The following is a 15,427-nucleotide window of genomic DNA, read 5'->3' on the forward strand; positions in this document are numbered from 1 at the left end:
GCCTCCCCGGGGGCCGGCAGGGGCGGGGCGTCCCGGCGGGCAACAGGGGCGGAACGTCCCCGGCGGTCAGCAGGGTACGAAGCGGATCGCCACCGTGTCGCCGCCGATGATCACGAAGTCGCCGTTCTCGCACCGGATCACCGCCTCGCGCACCTCCCCGTGCTCGTCGCGCCGCTCCTGCGTGCCGATGACGGTCCAGACCCCGCCGTACGGAGGAGGAGGCAGCCGGCTCAGCTGCTCGAACTGCCACTGGCCCGCGGGCACACACCAGTCGGGAAGGCCGGGCCAGGCTCCGGAGGTGATGCCCAGCGTCCGCCCGCTGGCACAGGTCAGCAGCACCGACTGCCCGCCCTCCAGCACGAATTCGACGGCTTCCGGCTCCCCCGCGCGGCCCTCGGGCCGGTAGAACAGGCCCTGGACGGCGGTGATCCGCGCGCCCGTGAGCCAGTCGGCCTTCCCGTGGCGCGGCCGGCCCGTCGGCGCACTGATGTCTCCGCCCGGCATATCCCTTCCCACCGACATGACCTGCTCCTTCGTTGTGCGCTCAACCACCAGGGTCGCACTACTCATCGGTAGGACGGAGAGGCAGGGGATGCCGTTGCATCCGGGTCCGGGGAAGCCGCCCTCAGCGTAGGCCCGTCGGCCGTCGGCCAGGCTTGCGCGCCTCGATCAGGAAACGGGCACTGTGCGCGACGAACGGCCCTTCCCCCTCGATCCGCCGGTGGAGGGACCGCAGTTGGGGCAGGTAGGCGCCGACGGTGAACCCCGGCACCATCCAGATGACCTTGCGCAGGAAGTGGACGACGGCGCCGATGTCGAAGAACTCGACACGCAGCCGCTCGGCCCGCAGGTCCGTCACCTCCAGCCCGGCGGCCTCAGCGTCGTCGCGGGCGCGCCCCGGGTCCCGGGCGCCGCGCTCCTCCTCGGTCCGCGGACCGAGGAAGTACTCGATCAGCTCGAACACGCTCTCCCGGCCGACCTGCTGGGAGAAGTACGTCCCGCCGGGCGCCAGGACCCTGGCGATCTCGTCCCACCACGTCGTCACCGGATGCCGGCTGACGACCAGGTCGAAGGCCCCGTCGGCGAAGGGCAGCGGCGGCTCGTCGGGGTCCGCGACGACGGCTGCGCCGCGCGGATGGAGCAGGGCGGTGGCGCGGGCGACGTTCGGCGGCCAGGACTCGGTGGCCACGGTCAGCGGCGCCAGTACGGGCGCGGAGGCGAGGACCTCCCCTCCCCCGGTCTGGATGTCGAGGGCGGCCCCGGCCTGTGCCAGCCGGGCCGCCATGGAGCGCGCGTACCCCCAGGAGGGGCGCTGCTCCGTGGCCCGCCCGTCGAACCACGAGAAGTCCCAGCCGTCGACGGGGACGGCGTCTGCCTCCGCGACGAGGGCCTCGAAACGCTCGTCGGAGGAGGCTGCGGGAACGGAGGAGGAAGCGGCGGGGACGGATGATCCGGTCATACGGGGAGGGTGTCAGCCGGTCGAGGCCCGGCGCGACCGGATATTCCGTGCATCCGTGTGCCGGGTGAGGCGGAGGGCGGCGTCATGCGGCGAGGCCCCCGAACAGCAGGCCCGTCAGCGCGCCGGCGATCATGAACGGGCCGAACGGGATACCCGTCTTACGCCCGGCGCGCCGCAGCAGCATCAGCCCGGCCCCGTACAGCGCGCCGAACAGGAAGCCCGCGAAGCCGCCCGCGCAGAGCACCCCCCAGCCGTACCAGCCGAGCGCGACGCCCAGGCCGAGGGCGAGCTTCACATCGCCGTAGCCCATGCCGTTCGGGTTGATCCGGTAGAGCAGAAGGTAGAAGCCGCCGAGCGCCGCCCCGCCGAGCAGGGCGGAGGTCCAGGACCCGCCGTGCTCGGGCAGCAGGGCCGCGCCGCCCAGGAGTACGGCGGCGGCACCGGCCAGGGGAAATGTCAGCGTGTCAGGGAGCCGGTGGACACGGCGGTCGATGGCGGCGAGCAGCACGGCGACGGGGGCGAGCAGCAGCCAGACGAGGGTCTCCGGGCGGGTGCCGACGGCGGCGGCGAGGGCCGTACAGGCGAGCACGGTGACGACCGGGACGAGGACGGCGGGGGCGTAGCGGCCCCGCGCGTCCGGCGCCGGGACCCCCGGAGCGGTGCCTCCCGGGAGCGCGGGGACGGCCACGGCGCACACCGTGCACCTGGCCGGGCCGAGCCACCCCCGGGCGGGCCCCGTGAGCGCGTGTCCGGCCGGGCAGGCGTCCCGCCAGGGCTCCTCGGGCTCGACGGAGAAGCGGTACGCGGCACGCGGGAGCAGCAGTCCGGCGGCGGCGCCCCAGAGCGCGGCGACCGCAATCAGTGTGGCGTCCACAGCTGCGACCCTAAACCGGCCCGCGCGGCGGGGTCTTGGGCCCGTGGGCCCACTGCGGGCCGTTCCGGACCCACACGCCGGTCGCGGCGGCTACGGTCGGTTCCCATGGGGAAATGGCGTAACGGCAGCGGGACACTGACGGTCGGGGCGGACTCCGAGGTGCGGGAGGTGCCGCTGCGCATCGCCGCCTCGTACCGGGCGCGGACGCGTGGGCTGCTCGGCGCCGACGGCGTCGACGGTGCGCTGCTGATCACCCCGTGCGGGAGTGTGCACACCTTCCGCATGCGGTTCACCATCGATGTGGCGTACCTGGACCGGAAGTTCGGTGTGCTGGCGGTGCGCACGATGAAGCCGGGCCGGCTCGGCCTGCCCAGGCTCCGGGCCCGCCATGTGGTGGAGTCGGAGGCCGGGGCGATGGAGCGCTGGGGGCTGCGGCCCGGGACGCGGGTGCGGGTCTCCGTACCCGTTACGGAAGTTTCGCCGCCTGCGCGGTGACGAGAGCGGCCGGGACCTCCGGAACCGCCGCGCCGAGGAAGTTGGCCGCGTAGAAGGTGACGACCGTGGACCCGGTCCGTACGAGGTGGAAGACCAGGGGCACCCTGACCCCTTCCAGGCTGCCCGTCACCTGGTAGGCGAACGACTCCTGGCCCGCCCCGGGCGCGGGCAGCGTCTTGACCCCGGTGTAGGTGGACGGGCCGTCCTCGCTCGTCGTACGGAACCCTCCGGCGCAGGCCCGCGCGGCCTCGCGGACCGAGCGCAGCAGCTCCTCGGCACCGCCCTTCGGGTGCGAGGTGAGGATCTCGGTGACGACGGTCTGGTCGTCCTTGCCCTCCTCCGCCGTGTCCATGGCCGTACGGAAGACGATGGCGGCCGGGGCGGGTTCGGGCGAGCCGTTGATGATCGCGGCGATCGGCCGGCAGGCCTCGTCCTCGGACTCCTCCGTGCCGCGCTCGTCGGTGCCCTCCAGGGGCGCGACCTCGTAGCCGGGCACTTCGCCCGTGGTGAGGGCCACCTTCGCGAGTTCGGCCTCGGTGAGGGTCCTGCCGTCGCTGGTGGGCGTGGGGGCCGGAGTTGTGCCTGCCTCGGGCGCGGCGGAGGCGGAGGCTTCCGGTGTCCGCGAGGCGGTGGCCTTCCCCCCGGACCCCTTGCCCTCGCCGTCGTCGGGCCCGCATCCGGCTGCCGCGAGACAGAGAGCGAGCGCGCTCGTCGCCACGGCCGTGCCACGTACCTTCATCGCTCACCGCTCCTGACCCCCGCCGTGCACCGGGTCAGCACGCTAACAACCGGGGTGCTCCCGGCGCGTGGGCCCGTGGGCCCAACTCACGGCGGGCCGGGTCCCAGCAGCGTCCACGCCCCGTACGCGGCGGAGCCGACGGCGAGCGCGGCGAGGACCGTGCCCGTGCGCACCGTCGTACGCAGCCCTGTCAGCGCGACGGCCGGGGGCAGCAGCAGGGGGAACGCGGGCATCATCAGACGCGGCCTGGACCCGAAGTAGCCGGAGCCGACGAGCGAGACGACGACGATCGCGATGCCGTACACCAGCACGGGCAGCGGCTGCCGATGCCGTACACACAGGAACACCAGCCACCCCAGCAGTCCCAGCGCGGCGCAGAGTCCGAGCGCGGCAGGGAGCGGGAGCCCGGCGATGAACGCGGCGAGCGCCCGGCCGCCGTCGATGCTGTTGCCCCACTGCGCCTGGACGTCGAAGTACGCGAACGGGCCGCCCTGCCGTACGGCGACGAACACCACGTAGGCCAGCCACCCCAGCGGCGCCAGGCAGACCCCCAGCAGCATGCGCGCGTTCCGGCGCAGCAGGTCCCGCCGGTGGCCCGCCCGCCATTCCCGTACGAGGACGGCTGCGGCGGTGAGCGCGAGCGCCGCGATGAGCGCCGCGGCCGAGGGGCGGGTCAGCCCGGCGAGCACGCACAGGGCGCCGGCGGCGATCCAGCGGCCCCTGAGCACGGCGTACAGGGACCAGGCGGCGAGCGCGGTGAACAGGGTCTCGGTGTACGCCATCGACTGCACGAACGCCGTCGGGTACGCGCCCCACAGCGCGGCCAGCACCACACCGGTCCGCCGCCCGTGCAGCCGGGCCCCGACGGCGAAGATCCCCCAGGCGGCGAGGAGCCCCGCCAGCCAGGCGACGGCGATCCCGGCGCCCTGCACGGTGAACGGGGTGACCGCGGCGAGACCGCGCTCCAGGGCCGGGAGGAGGGGGAAGAAGGCCAGGTCGGGGTGGACGCCGCCGTCGGGGAGGGTGACGGTGTGGCCGTAGCCGTGCGAGGCGATCCGCTGGTACCAGACGGAGTCCCAGCGGCCGCCCAGCAGGTACAGGGCGTCCTTCCCGGCGGCCGACGCCGACACCCAGAACACGAGGAGCCCGACGGCCCTGACCGCCGCGTAGGCGCCCAGGGCGGGCGCGGCGGCGGTGAGCAGGGCCTTGGCACGGGGCACGGCGGCACGGGTTTCGGGCGCCACCGGGCGGGGGCGCGTCTGCTGATCGGGCATCCGCTGATTATGAGCCCGCCACCGCACCGGCCACCGAGCCGGGGCTCTCAAGCGGTACGGGTCACCAGGCCGGGCCCGGCACGCGGCGGGGGCGTACGGGGGTCACCAGGCCGGGGCGGGCGGCGGTCCTCCGCCGGCCCGCAGCACCTCCGTGTGCGGGTCCTGCCGGGTGCCGAGCCCCCGGCCGACCAGCGGGCCGACCGTGCGGATCAGCTTCAGCTGCGCGGAGCGCAGGACGCGCATCGTGGTGTCGTCGGGCCAGCCGGTCGTGGTGGACCACTCGTATCCCGAGCCGACCACCTCGCTGACGAAGGCCAGCTCGGTCGCCAGCAGGGCCCGCGCCCAGTCCATCGGGTCGAGCGCCGCCTTCTCCGCGAGGGCGCCGCGTATCGACATGCCGCGCCGGCTCAGGTCCTGGGCGCTGTCGAAGCCCATGGCCACGGCGAACTCCTCCGTGCAGCGGGCGGGGCCGCACCATTCCATCAGCCCTTGCTGGAGGAGACGGGTCTCCTCGTCGGTCAGGCTCAGCTGCTCAGCGGTGGGCACGCGCCGTCACCTTCCGGTTGCGGCCCGGCCCGGCGCCGTGGGGGTGCGCCGGGACGGGCGTCGATCACCTGCGGCACAGACGCTAGGGGTACGGAGGCCACCCGTCTTGGGCCCAGGGGCCCAACCCGGGGCCTCAGCCGTCCTGCCGGGCTTCGACGATGCGCTCCACCCGGGCCCGGGGCAGCTGGGCGACAGCTCTCTCGACGGCGTCGACGGTGAAGACGGGGCGCCCGTCCCCGTCCATGCCTCCGTCCAGCACCCGGGCCCGTGTCCTGATGCCGTCCGGAGTGGCCGCCCAGTAGGCCGACGGGCGCACCCCGTCGGCCGGATGGAGCACGGTCGTACCGAGCCGGGCGGCGAGCCGCAGGGCCGCCTCGGCCTCGGCCGGCGGCGCGGGCCCGGCGTGCGGTGACACATGGACGTCCCAGGCGAGCGTCAGGTCACCGGCCAGGCTCATGCGGTCGCACAGCACCACGGCCGCCCAGTCACGGTGCCCGGCGGACTCGTCGGCGACGTCCACGTCGGCCGCCGTCACCCCGACCGCCTCGGCCAGGGCCACCGCCATGGCGGCCGCCGAGAGCCGGTGCACGGTCAGGAACGTGTACGCGGCCATCGGCGATCCCCCTCAGTGCTTCCCCAGGCCCGTGGACCGGCCGTCCCGGTGCTTCCCGATGCTTCGTCAGGCGGGTGGGCCGGCCTTCCCGATGGCCGCCAGCGACTCGGTCGCGGTGCGCCGGATCCTCTTCGTCCTGCCGTGCCCGGCCAGCAGCTCCAGGACATGACGGCGACCCTCCGCACGGCCGTGCGCCACCCGGAGCTGCAGCCAGTCCGACCAGGACCCGACCTCCGCGGCGTCGTAGCCGGCGGCGTTCCGGTCCAGGGAGCCGAGCACCGCCAGTTCCCCCGAGCGCCGTTCGGCGAAGTCCCGGACTTCGGGGTCCAGGGCGGCGGTCCAGCTGCCGTGCTCCGCGACGGGCGTCCTCTCCAGCATCAGGACCACGACGGCCGAGGAGAGGGGCCCGTCGTCCTCCGCCCGCACGGCGTCCAGCAGGAGCGCGTGCGCCGCGGGCTGCTCCGCGGCCCGGCGGTAGAGCTCCCACCGGGCATGGCCGTCCTCCCAGGAGGCCTTGCCCGGGGGTGCCGTATCCCCGTCCACCGCCGCGTCCAGCGCGGACAGCCGTGCCGGCAGATCGTGCTCGGACTCAGCAGCCATGGTTCACGAGTCCGGCCCGTACCTCTGGGTCAATCGCCCTCCAGATGGAGTTCCGTGGAGGAGTCCTCCTGGCAGATCCTGGCCAGACGACCGACCTCGTCCAGAGCCGCTCGCTGCGACGCCTCGGTGACACCCCTGCGCGTCGCGTCGATCTCGGAGAGCAGTTGCGCCATTTCGACGGCTGTCAGGACCAGTGTTCCGTAGGGATCGACCCGGGAGAGCATCGGCAGACCGCTCCCGGTACAGAGCCGCGCGAACAGGTCCGCTTCGTCCACGAAGACATCGACCTGGGTCAGCCGGCGCCGTCTCGGGCCGGTGCCGGGCTGTGCCACCCGCATCAGCACTGCGTCGACGCCCATGGGCCACCTTCGTCTCTCATGTCTCACCGTCGGAGTCATTGTCACGGGCCCGCCCTACGGCGCTGCGGACGGGAACGCGGTGATGAGTTTCCCATCACGCACGACCACTCGGATGTAGTACTGGGGATCTCCCGACGCAGTCTTGCCGATGGCCGCGTTGAACTTGTGGTAGTACGTCCCGTCGCGTGTCTCGCCGTTGAGGGCGCGCTTGATCATCTTCTCGATCTTGGGCTTGCTCGTGGTGGTGAACTTGCTCTTGTTCGGGTACTTCGACCGATTCACATGGCGATCCCAGATGTGGTCCCATCGCCCCTTCGAGATCGGAACGCCACAGTCGGTGTTGTGCACCAGGACCGCCTCGGACCCGGCGACCACGTAGTACGTGTGGATGCCGGAGACGGTGAGGTCGTACGTCGTCTGCCGCTCCGTGTAACGGGAGACGGAAGCCACCGTCAGTGTGGTGCCGTCCGCCGTACGCAGATCCGCTCCGGGCCGGATGTCTCCCGCGTCGAGCCACCGTCCCTTGTCGAGCTGCCAGAAGGGGTGGGTGTCGGTCGCCGTGACGACTGCGGGACCTGCCGGCGTACGGAACGTCAGCCGGGTGAAGTGTTTGTCGTCGTGTGTGGTGATCAGCCGCTCGACAGCACGGGGCTCGGACAATCCGGTGTCCGGGTCCGTCGCGTACACCAGGGAACCGGCGGTGACCTTCTCGATCCCGATGCGACGACCGTCCGCCAGCAGGACCCGCGTTCCCGGAGGGAAGCTGTGTGCTGCCGGGCACGTGGTCGGTTTGCCGTCCGGCTTGTCGTCCTTCTTCGGAGGGTCCTTCTTCTCGGCGTCGAGCTTCTTCTTCGCGTCGGCGAGCTTCTTCTCGGCGTCCTTGACCTTCTTACGGTTCTTGACCAGGCCCTTCAGCCCGTCGTAGAGGTCCCCGCCGTGCTTCTTCAACGCCTTGATGAGCTTGGCGGCCTTCTTCCACTTCCACGGCGCCCCGTACTTCGCCGCGAGTTTCCCGACCGCACCCCCGATCAGGCTCAGCAGCACGTTGATCAGCGTCTCCGTGCAGGCGCCCATGTCGCCCTTGGTGATGCAGTCCAGGGCGTCGGTGATCCCCAGCTCCTCGGCCAGGATCTTGGCGAGCTCCTTCGCCGCCTCCAGCGCCTTGTCCGAGCTGGTCTTCTCCGCGCTCTGCGCGTCCTGGAGCTCCTTCAGCGCGGCGTCGTAGTCGATCTGCGACTGGGACTTGGGCGTGCCGTCGTCGGAGAGGGGCTCGCCGTCCCCCGGGGAATTCTGCGCCTCGGGATTCCCGCCGCCACCGCAGTCACCGCCCCCGGTGACCCGGCAGATCTGTACGCCGATCTTCTCCGACAGCTCCGCACCGATCCCGGTCGCCACCAGCGCACCGACGATCGCCGCGACGATCATGACCAGACCGACGTACTCGATCGCGCCTTGACCGCGCTGGCCCCGGCGCGAACGCTTCAGCCCCAGCAGGCGCACCCCGGTCCGCGGCACCCTCCCCCGCGACCAACGGCGTAACCGACGACGCACATCCCCCGGACCAGTCATACCCGCGACGCTAACGACCGTACGGCTCCCAGGTCTTGGGCCCGCGGACCCAAACCGGCCCCGCCCGCACCCAAAGGCACCTCAGGAGACACCGTCCCCACATCGCTGTTCATACAAGCCCGTTGGGCCCGTCTTTGGGGCCGAGGGCCCAGGTCAGGCGCGTCGCCCGGCCGTACATTCACCCCCAGAGGCAGCAGGGCAGGTGACGGCGAGAGGGTGAACCGTGAGTGGTGGCGGCGGCTGGGGGGACAGGAGCACGGGCCATATACCGCCGAGCGGTCCGGAAGGCGGGTGGTTCTTCCCGTTGAGCCGCAGCTGGGCGGCCGGTGCGCTCGTCTACGTCTTCGCCGGGTACCTGATGGCGCGGGCGCTCGTCGAGACCCTCGCGACCGACGAACGGCTCGAACTCTTCGGCTGGCGGCTGGCGCTGCTGCATCTGCCCGGCGTCCTCGTCACCGTACTGACGGTCCTGGCGGCCGCCCGCGCCCTTCCCGCCCGGCACCGCGACTCCCGGCTCCTGTATCTCCTCGCCACGCTGGCGGTCCCCGTCGCCGGGCTGGCGTACGGCTATGCCGTGGCGTGGGACGTGGTCGGCACCGAGGGACTGGTGATGCCCGCGGTCGCCATGGTCACGGGCACCGCCGTGGGTCTGGCCCTGGACCGGCTCGTCGAGGACCGGGACGACGGTCCCGCGCCCTCGTCGGCGTACACCCGCTCGTACGACTGGCGTGACGGCGGCGCCACGGCGACCGAGTACCTGGGCGTCATCGTCCTCGTCGTCGCACTGGTCGGCGCGCTCGCCCTGGCCGGGCTCGGGGGCCGGATCGGGGACGGCATCCGCTGTGCCATCAGCTCGCTCACCGGGGAGGGCGGCGGCGGCTGCACGGCGGGCGGGGACGGCACGGCGAAGCCGAAGACCGACGCGGACTACGAGCCCAAGCTCTGCCAGATCTCCAACGTCTCCGACACGGCGGGCGGCAAGGTCAAGATCGGCTGGTTCGAGTGGGGCGAGGAGTACGGCTTCCAGCAGAAGGTCTCCCAGGCCAACACCGATGTGAACGAGGACGGGAAGGTCGACGAGAACGACAAGCTCGTCCACATGACGTTCACCGACGCCGCGTCCGCGGGCGTCAACGCCAGCACACCGGGCGTCAAACTCGGCAGTCTGGGCAAGGCGGACGTCGACATCGGCGGCGGCATCAAGATCACCAACGGGGACACCTGGGTGTTCAAGAGCGAGGCCGACGCCCAGAAGATGCGGGACGACATCGAGGAAATGAAGATGTGGGAGACCTCGATGAAGCACAGCGGCGGCTACGGCGGCAACTGGTACTCCGGCATGAAGTGGGCCGAGAAGAAGGAGGACATCGAGAAGAAGATCGGCGACAAGAAGATCTCCTACTCGACCATCGGCCTCAACGTGTACGCGGACGGCGGCCTCTCCATCAAGGCGGGCGACGAGGACAAGCTCGGCGCCAAGCTGGGCGGCAAGGCCAAGTTCTCGCCGGACGTGACGATCACCAAGGACGACGTCAACGGCAACGAGTCGTACACCTACACCGCCAAGCTGGAGATCGAGGGCAAGGTCGGCGGCAACGCCGGCCCGCTGGGCGGCACCGCCGGGGCCAAGGACTCGCGCACCGGGGCGCTCACCGTCACCCGTGACCAGAAGACCGGGAAGATCGTCCGGATCGACATGACGAAGACGGTGGAGAAGACCTCGACCTCCGACAAGGGCGAGGTCGGGGGCGACAACGGCCAGAAGGGCTCCGACAAGCGGGGCGGCAAGGGCGGCATCACCGACTCCTCCGGGGACACGGGCATCGAGGTGCAGACGAACTCGATCGTGTTCGGCAAGGAGACCGACAAGGCCACCGAGGCCAAGCGGTCCCTCGCCGAGGAGTGGCTCGACGGCTCCGGCAACAACACCGCGCCGTTCGAGTACATGTTCGGCGATCGTTCCCTGCAGGAGAAGCCCGCCGGGACCGACGCCTTCGACCAGCTGATGTACCAGGACGGCCTGTCCAGCACGATGCGGTACCACGGCGAGACGGACGCCCAGGAGTTCGGCTTCGAGGTCTCGCTCGGCATGAGCCTCGGCCTCTCCATCTCCGACGAGCACAAGAAGGAGACACTGACGGACGCGCAGTTCCTCGGGGCTCCGCAGGGCGACAAGCGCACGTATCTCCCGTACAGCTACTGCGCGCAGTGAACACCCCCATGGAAGAGGCGATGACGTTGACGAAGTCCAGGACGCTCGGCGCGGCCGTCGCCGCCACCCTCGGGCTGACGCTGCTCGGCGGCTGCGGCGGCACGGACACCGCCGCGGTCCCGGACGGCTGGGGCACGCTCGACACGAAGAGCGTCTCCGTCGGCTACCCCGAGGACGAGGGGTACGCCCCGCAGCCGGCCGCCGAGCGCAGCGAGGCCAACGCGGCGGTCGCGCTCAAGGAGGAGAAGGGCGTGCGCACCGGCATGGTCTCGGTCCAGCTGGACTTCGCCACGGGCGTCAGCGACGCCGGTGAGGCCGCCGCCGCGGCGGGCGCCGGGATCGGCCTCGGGACCACCCGCAAGGAGACCCGGGAGGTGCGCCTCGCGGGTGAGGAGAGCGCCCGTGAAGCCCGCAGGATCGACTACGAGTTCACCTCCACGGGCGAGGAGTCGACCCCGGCGGAGGGTACGCGGATGACGGGGGTCGTGGTGGCCGGCGTCGACTCGAAGGACGTACCGTTCGCCATCCGGATCAATGCGGTGAAGGACGCGCTGAGCCCGGCCGACCTGGACTCGTTCGTCGAGTCGATCACCGTCAAGTAACCCGTACCGGAGCGTTGTCGATGGACGTACTGCCCGGTGGCACGGCCACCTTCCTGCTGCTGTTCGGCCTGTTCCTCGGCGCGTTCGCGGTCCGCTCCGGTCTGCGGCTGTTCCGTGTGCTGCGGCTGGTCCGGCACGGTGAGCGCGCCGAGGGCCGGTGCTCGGACCGGCGCGTGGAGGACCGTGGGACCGGCACGGAGAACCGTTACCGCACGGAGTACGTCTTCGCCTTCCGCACTACGGAGGGCCGGGAGCTGGAGTTCACCGACCACGCCCCGGGCCCGTTCGGCTTCGAGGTCGGGGCACCCGTGCGCGTCTCCTACGACCCGGCGGCCCCGGAGCTGCGGGCCACGGTCGCGGGGCCGGGTGCGTGGGGGCCGCTGCTCATGCCGGCGGTGTTCGCGGCGGTCCTGGGCCTGTTCTCGCTGGGGCTGCTGGCGGGGTTCGCGGTGACGTGGTTCTGACGCCCGACGCACCAGGACGGCTGGCCGGGTTCGCGGTGACGTGGTTCTGACGCCCGACGCACCAGGACGGCTGGCCGGGTTCGCGGTGATGTGCGTCTGACGGCTGCCCGTCAGAGCTTGGCCCGGTCGAAGGGCGTGGCGAGCGGCTCCAGCGCGCCCGTCGCCCGGAGCTGCGTGTTGACGTCGATGACGGTCTCCGCCGACGGCGTCTGCGTGCCGCCGTACGTCAGGTCGATGATCAGCCCGCCGTGCGCGGCAGGCGTGTACGCACCCGGCAGCCCCTCCGGGGCGAGAGCCGCCCGCCGTTCGGAGAGGAAGACCGCCCTGCCGCAGCGCGGGTCGGAGTTCTTCAGGCCGAAGTGGTCCGCCACCGCCCGGTACAGCGCCCTGTCGTACACCTGGCCGCCGTCGATGTCCCACGCTTCACCGATGGCCGCCAGGATCTCGGGGGTGCGCCGGATGACGTCCGCGTCCTCGCCCACCGTGCGCGAGCGGAAGGTGACCAGGACGGAGTTGGTGAGGTACGGGGACGAGCCACCCACACGGATGGCCGAGGTCACCTTCGGCGCACCCGAGTTGTGCGCCCACAGGGATGCCCCGTAACCCACCACTTCGAGGTCCGGGCCGGTGTTCTCCCGTACGACGTAGTCGGCCAGCGCGGGAACGGAAGGCATCAGCAGAGGGTCCGCCGGGACGCCGTCGCCCGCCTCGTGCCACCCGTGGAACGTCCCGCCGTCCAGCTCCCCGAGCCGCGCCAGAGTGGCGTACCACCGCTCGGCGATCACCTGCGGGCCCTCGTCCCGGACACCCCAGAAACCGTTGACGACGACGTTCAGCACGACGCTCTCCCCGCCCTTCTCCACGCCTGCTCCGGGGCCCTGCTCCACGCCCTGCTCCGGGGCCCTGCTCCGGCGCCCTGCTCCGGCGCCCTGCTCCGGGGCCCTGCTCCGCCGCGCCGCCGGTTCGCGCTTCCGTCGGCGGCTCACCCCGTCACATCGTCAGGCGTGTTGATGACCTTAACGTTGATGCCCCGGTCCTCGAAGAGCTCCCGCGCCGCCTCGGCGACGTCCGGGTCGGACAGGTGCCACTCGACGGGCTTGCCCCGGGCCGCGTCCACCTGCCGGGTCGCCTGTTCCGCCCAGCGCTGCTGGACCTTCGGGGTGAGCTCCCCTGTCTCGGCGTTGTAGAAGTCCTTGCCCCGGTAGCCGTACTTCGCCTCCAGGTAGGTGCCCCGCGCGGCGTCCCAGCCGTCGAAGTCGACCGGCTTTCCCGTGAGCTTGTCGAGGGGGACCTGGTACTCCTTGCCGCGGGCCACCTTGGAGATCTGCTCCTGGTAGCGGGCACCCATTTCGGTCGGGTAGTTCCAGACGCCCGGCTTGATCTTCGTCCAGGCGCCGGTGCCGCCGTCCTTCGAGCCGGCCCGGGGGTTCTTGAGGTCCTTGTACCAGGCCGGTTTCGGCAGGTTCCTGGCGCGCTCCAGCTCCTTCTTCCGCTTGGCCTCGGCGGCGGCCTTCTTGGCCTCGTCGGCCTGCTTCTGCGCCTCCTCGGCGGCTGCCTTCTTCTCGGGGTCGACCTCGTCGCACTGCTGGGCCAGGAATCCGACGCGCACCGAGGCGTGCGGGGCCGCCATGACGCCGGTGCCGGTGCCGGGGTGGCCGATCGTGCCGCTGCTGCCACTGCCGCCATGGCCGTCATCACCGCCGTCGCCGCCGTCGCCGCCATCGCCGTACGGAACGCGCAGGAGGCCGCCCAGTCCGACGGTGCAGCCGGTCAGGCCGGCCTCGTCCGCGGCGTCGTCCGCGTGCTTCTGCGCGTCGGCGGCGGCCTTCTCGGCGCCTTCCACATCGCCGGCCTTGGCGGCCTTCCTGGCCTTCGCCGCGGCCTCGGAAGCCTTCTGGGCGACCTCTCCCAGCTTGCCGAGCTTGCCCAGTTTGCCGAGCTTCCCCACCTTGCCGACGAGCTTGGCCTCGCCGTAGCCGGGGATGAAGAGGGAGCCGATGTTCCAGAGGCCGGTGCCGATGGCCTGGCCCTCGTTCCCGTCCTTCCACTGGTCCCGCACCTCGTCACCGATGAAGACGTCGTCGAGCACCTTCAGGCCTGTGCCGCCGCTCGCCTTGGTCCAGTCCCAGGCGGCCCCGAAGTAATCACCGTCCGACCACTTGTCGCCGGCGCCCTTTGAGTCCTGGGACCACTTGTCGCCGAGGCTCTTGCCGTAGTCCATCAGGCCGTTCCACGCCTTGACGGGGTGGATGACGGTGTCGAACGTGCCGGTGACGTCGCCCCACAGGCCGTTGGCGAACACGCCCGTGAAGAAGCCGCCGGTCTGGTGCGCGGCGCAGGAGAAGAACGCGCCCACGCCCGAGGTGCAGCTTTCGCCGCCCTTCTCCTCGTCGTCGCCGCCGTCCCCCGGATCGCCGCCGTCCGCTCCGCCCGAGTCGTCCACGTCGTCGCCGCCGTCACCGACCTGCACAGCGTCGGGACCACCGGTGGAGCCGCCCGCGGACTTGCCACCCGTGGAGTTGCCGCCCGTGGAGTTGCCGCCCGCCCCGCCGTTGGAACCACCGTTCGCCCCGCCGCCGGAACTGCCGGAGCCGCCGCCACTGCCGGAGCCGCCGGAGGTGGTTCCCCCCGCGTCGCCACCAGCGCTGTCGGCTCCCCCGGCGTCCGTGCCGCCTGCGTCCGTGCCGCCTGCGTCCGTACCGCCCGACGCCGAACCCCCCGATGCCGCGCCGCCCGTCCCCGTACCGCCGGTATTCCCGTCCCCGGGGCCGGTCTCCTCGCCGGACTCGGGGCCGTCGCCCGCGACGACCTCGCTTCCGTCGGGCGCGGGGCATGCGCTGCCGGTCAGTTCGCAGATGGCGCTGCGCATCCCCCCGGCCAGCTGGCCGCCGATCCCGGTCGCCAGGAGGCCGCCGATGATCGCAACGACGATGACGATCAGGCCCAGGTACTCCGTCGCCGTCTGGCCCCCGTCCCGGCGCCACCGGATCAGGCGCGCGACGCTGAACGGCCGGTGCTCGACGCGCTGCGAGGCAGGCAGCTCGAACCAGTCACGCGAGCTACGGCGCAGCAGCAGGATCAGGGTGACGACCGGGATCACCAGCTGCGGTACGCCCCGCGTGCCGTAGTCCCCACCCAGCGTCGCCAGCGCGCCGAGCAGGAACCACGTGTGTACGGCGACGAGCCCGCGCCAGATCCAGGTGTCCCCGGAGCGTACGTACGCCGACAGCGCGAACCCCGCCGCGCCCGGCAGCGCCGCGTACAGCAGGAGCCCGAGCAGCTCTCCGTCGACGGCGTCGACCGACGACGCCCGCAGGAGTACGCCGATGCCTCCGACGACCGTGAACACGAACAGCGTCCGGACGAGGAGCAGCACCACCCGCAACGGCCGCGGCAGCGGAATCCCGCCTGCCGGAGCGGGCACCCCGGCGAAGCCCCCCGATGCCGCGAATCCGCCTATACCAGACACTCCGGCCCCCAACCAGGCGCTGCAAGGCGAGAGTTCACCCGCCTGGCCCATCGGACCACGGCGGGGCGGCCGAAAGCATGGGCCCCAGGGCCCAAAAGGGCCGGTTATCCACAGGCTTGCGCGGCCCACGCCCCGATCGTGGATCGTTGGCC

General features: G+C 72.1%; 16 protein-coding genes. 4 read left to right on the forward strand and 12 right to left on the reverse strand.

The window, feature by feature from the left end:
- Positions 1 to 66 precede the first annotated feature (66 nt).
- From ACIRD8_RS30420 to ACIRD8_RS30430, 3 genes are all read right to left on the reverse strand, one after another.
- The gene (locus tag ACIRD8_RS30420; protein WP_403998529.1) at positions 67 to 522 is read right to left on the reverse strand and encodes a hypothetical protein; all 456 of its coding nucleotides are present in this window, start codon (positions 520 to 522) and stop codon (positions 67 to 69) included.
- Positions 523 to 625: 103 nt separating this feature from the next.
- Positions 626 to 1,459 (reverse strand): class I SAM-dependent methyltransferase, encoded by an 834-nt coding sequence (locus ACIRD8_RS30425; RefSeq protein WP_403998532.1) that lies wholly within the window; start codon positions 1,457 to 1,459, stop codon positions 626 to 628.
- Positions 1,460 to 1,541: 82 nt separating this feature from the next.
- Positions 1,542 to 2,333, reverse strand: a complete 792-nt coding sequence (locus ACIRD8_RS30430; protein ID WP_403998535.1) for a prepilin peptidase — start codon at positions 2,331 to 2,333, stop codon at positions 1,542 to 1,544.
- 105 nt (positions 2,334 to 2,438) lie between these two features.
- Here ACIRD8_RS30430 and ACIRD8_RS30435 point away from each other — a divergent pair, with 105 nt between their 5' ends.
- Positions 2,439 to 2,828 carry a DUF192 domain-containing protein gene (locus tag ACIRD8_RS30435; protein WP_403998537.1) on the forward strand — a complete coding sequence of 130 codons (390 nt, stop codon included), beginning with the start codon at positions 2,439 to 2,441 and terminating at the stop codon, positions 2,826 to 2,828.
- Here ACIRD8_RS30435 and ACIRD8_RS30440 read toward each other — a convergent pair.
- The 7 genes from ACIRD8_RS30440 to ACIRD8_RS30470 form a co-directional block, all read right to left on the reverse strand.
- Complete coding sequence (locus tag ACIRD8_RS30440) at positions 2,800 to 3,567, reverse strand: hypothetical protein (RefSeq protein ID WP_403998539.1); 768 nt, start codon at positions 3,565 to 3,567, stop codon at positions 2,800 to 2,802. The genes ACIRD8_RS30435 and ACIRD8_RS30440 overlap by 29 nt on opposite strands.
- Positions 3,568 to 3,653: 86 nt before the next feature.
- Positions 3,654 to 4,841: a hypothetical protein gene (locus ACIRD8_RS30445; protein WP_403998542.1), complete on the reverse strand. Its 1,188-nt coding sequence runs from the start codon at positions 4,839 to 4,841 to the stop codon at positions 3,654 to 3,656.
- Between the two features lie 102 nt (positions 4,842 to 4,943).
- Positions 4,944 to 5,387 carry a hypothetical protein gene (locus tag ACIRD8_RS30450; protein ID WP_403998544.1) on the reverse strand — a complete coding sequence of 148 codons (444 nt, stop codon included), beginning with the start codon at positions 5,385 to 5,387 and terminating at the stop codon, positions 4,944 to 4,946.
- A 133-nt stretch (positions 5,388 to 5,520) separates the two neighbouring features.
- Positions 5,521 to 6,000: a hypothetical protein gene (locus ACIRD8_RS30455; protein WP_403998546.1), complete on the reverse strand. Its 480-nt coding sequence runs from the start codon at positions 5,998 to 6,000 to the stop codon at positions 5,521 to 5,523.
- A gap of 66 nt (positions 6,001 to 6,066) precedes the next feature.
- Entirely contained in the window at positions 6,067 to 6,600 is a 534-nt protein-coding gene (locus ACIRD8_RS30460; RefSeq protein WP_403998548.1) for a hypothetical protein, read from the reverse strand.
- A 29-nt stretch (positions 6,601 to 6,629) separates the two neighbouring features.
- Positions 6,630 to 6,959, reverse strand: a complete 330-nt coding sequence (locus tag ACIRD8_RS30465) for a hypothetical protein (RefSeq protein ID WP_403998551.1) — start codon at positions 6,957 to 6,959, stop codon at positions 6,630 to 6,632.
- A 54-nt stretch (positions 6,960 to 7,013) separates the two neighbouring features.
- On the reverse strand, positions 7,014 to 8,474 hold the full coding sequence (locus tag ACIRD8_RS30470; RefSeq protein ID WP_403998554.1) for a Hint domain-containing protein: 1,461 nt from the start codon (positions 8,472 to 8,474) through the stop codon (positions 7,014 to 7,016).
- A gap of 277 nt (positions 8,475 to 8,751) precedes the next feature.
- Here ACIRD8_RS30470 and ACIRD8_RS30475 point away from each other — a divergent pair, with 277 nt between their 5' ends.
- The 3 genes from ACIRD8_RS30475 to ACIRD8_RS30485 are packed head-to-tail and all read left to right on the forward strand — an operon-like array spanning position 8,752 to position 11,806.
- The gene (locus ACIRD8_RS30475) at positions 8,752 to 10,740 is read left to right on the forward strand and encodes a hypothetical protein (protein ID WP_403998557.1); all 1,989 of its coding nucleotides are present in this window, start codon (positions 8,752 to 8,754) and stop codon (positions 10,738 to 10,740) included.
- A 20-nt stretch (positions 10,741 to 10,760) separates the two neighbouring features.
- On the forward strand, positions 10,761 to 11,342 hold the full coding sequence (locus tag ACIRD8_RS30480; protein WP_403998560.1) for a hypothetical protein: 582 nt from the start codon (positions 10,761 to 10,763) through the stop codon (positions 11,340 to 11,342).
- A gap of 20 nt (positions 11,343 to 11,362) precedes the next feature.
- Complete coding sequence (locus ACIRD8_RS30485) at positions 11,363 to 11,806, forward strand: DUF3592 domain-containing protein (RefSeq protein WP_403998563.1); 444 nt, start codon at positions 11,363 to 11,365, stop codon at positions 11,804 to 11,806.
- 110 nt (positions 11,807 to 11,916) lie between these two features.
- Here ACIRD8_RS30485 and ACIRD8_RS30490 read toward each other — a convergent pair whose 3' ends face one another.
- Positions 11,917 to 12,792 carry a hypothetical protein gene (locus ACIRD8_RS30490; RefSeq protein WP_403998566.1) on the reverse strand — a complete coding sequence of 292 codons (876 nt, stop codon included), beginning with the start codon at positions 12,790 to 12,792 and terminating at the stop codon, positions 11,917 to 11,919.
- Entirely contained in the window at positions 12,789 to 15,230 is a 2,442-nt protein-coding gene (locus tag ACIRD8_RS30495; protein WP_403998569.1) for a Tox-REase-5 domain-containing protein, read from the reverse strand. The genes ACIRD8_RS30490 and ACIRD8_RS30495 overlap by 4 nt, the downstream gene beginning before the upstream one ends.
- Between the last annotated feature and the right edge of the window lie 197 nt (positions 15,231 to 15,427).

This window comes from Streptomyces sp. NPDC102451 (genome assembly GCF_044765485.1).
Taxonomy (GTDB): domain Bacteria; phylum Actinomycetota; class Actinomycetes; order Streptomycetales; family Streptomycetaceae; genus Streptomyces.

Excerpts from the sequence above, each read along its gene's own strand:
- ACIRD8_RS30420 (WP_403998529.1), bottom strand. The coding sequence starts at position 522 with ATGTCGGTGGGAAGGGATATGCCGGGCGGAGACATCAGTGCGCCGACG.
- ACIRD8_RS30425 (WP_403998532.1), bottom strand. The coding sequence starts at position 1,459 with ATGACCGGATCATCCGTCCCCGCCGCTTCCTCCTCCGTTCCCGCAGCC.
- ACIRD8_RS30435 (WP_403998537.1), top strand. The coding sequence starts at position 2,439 with ATGGGGAAATGGCGTAACGGCAGCGGGACACTGACGGTCGGGGCGGAC.
- ACIRD8_RS30440 (WP_403998539.1), bottom strand. The coding sequence starts at position 3,567 with ATGAAGGTACGTGGCACGGCCGTGGCGACGAGCGCGCTCGCTCTCTGT.
- ACIRD8_RS30445 (WP_403998542.1), bottom strand. The coding sequence starts at position 4,841 with ATGCCCGATCAGCAGACGCGCCCCCGCCCGGTGGCGCCCGAAACCCGT.
- ACIRD8_RS30455 (WP_403998546.1), bottom strand. The coding sequence starts at position 6,000 with ATGGCCGCGTACACGTTCCTGACCGTGCACCGGCTCTCGGCGGCCGCC.
- ACIRD8_RS30460 (WP_403998548.1), bottom strand. The coding sequence starts at position 6,600 with ATGGCTGCTGAGTCCGAGCACGATCTGCCGGCACGGCTGTCCGCGCTG.
- ACIRD8_RS30465 (WP_403998551.1), bottom strand. The coding sequence starts at position 6,959 with ATGGGCGTCGACGCAGTGCTGATGCGGGTGGCACAGCCCGGCACCGGC.
- ACIRD8_RS30480 (WP_403998560.1), top strand. The coding sequence starts at position 10,761 with ATGACGTTGACGAAGTCCAGGACGCTCGGCGCGGCCGTCGCCGCCACC.
- ACIRD8_RS30485 (WP_403998563.1), top strand. The coding sequence starts at position 11,363 with ATGGACGTACTGCCCGGTGGCACGGCCACCTTCCTGCTGCTGTTCGGC.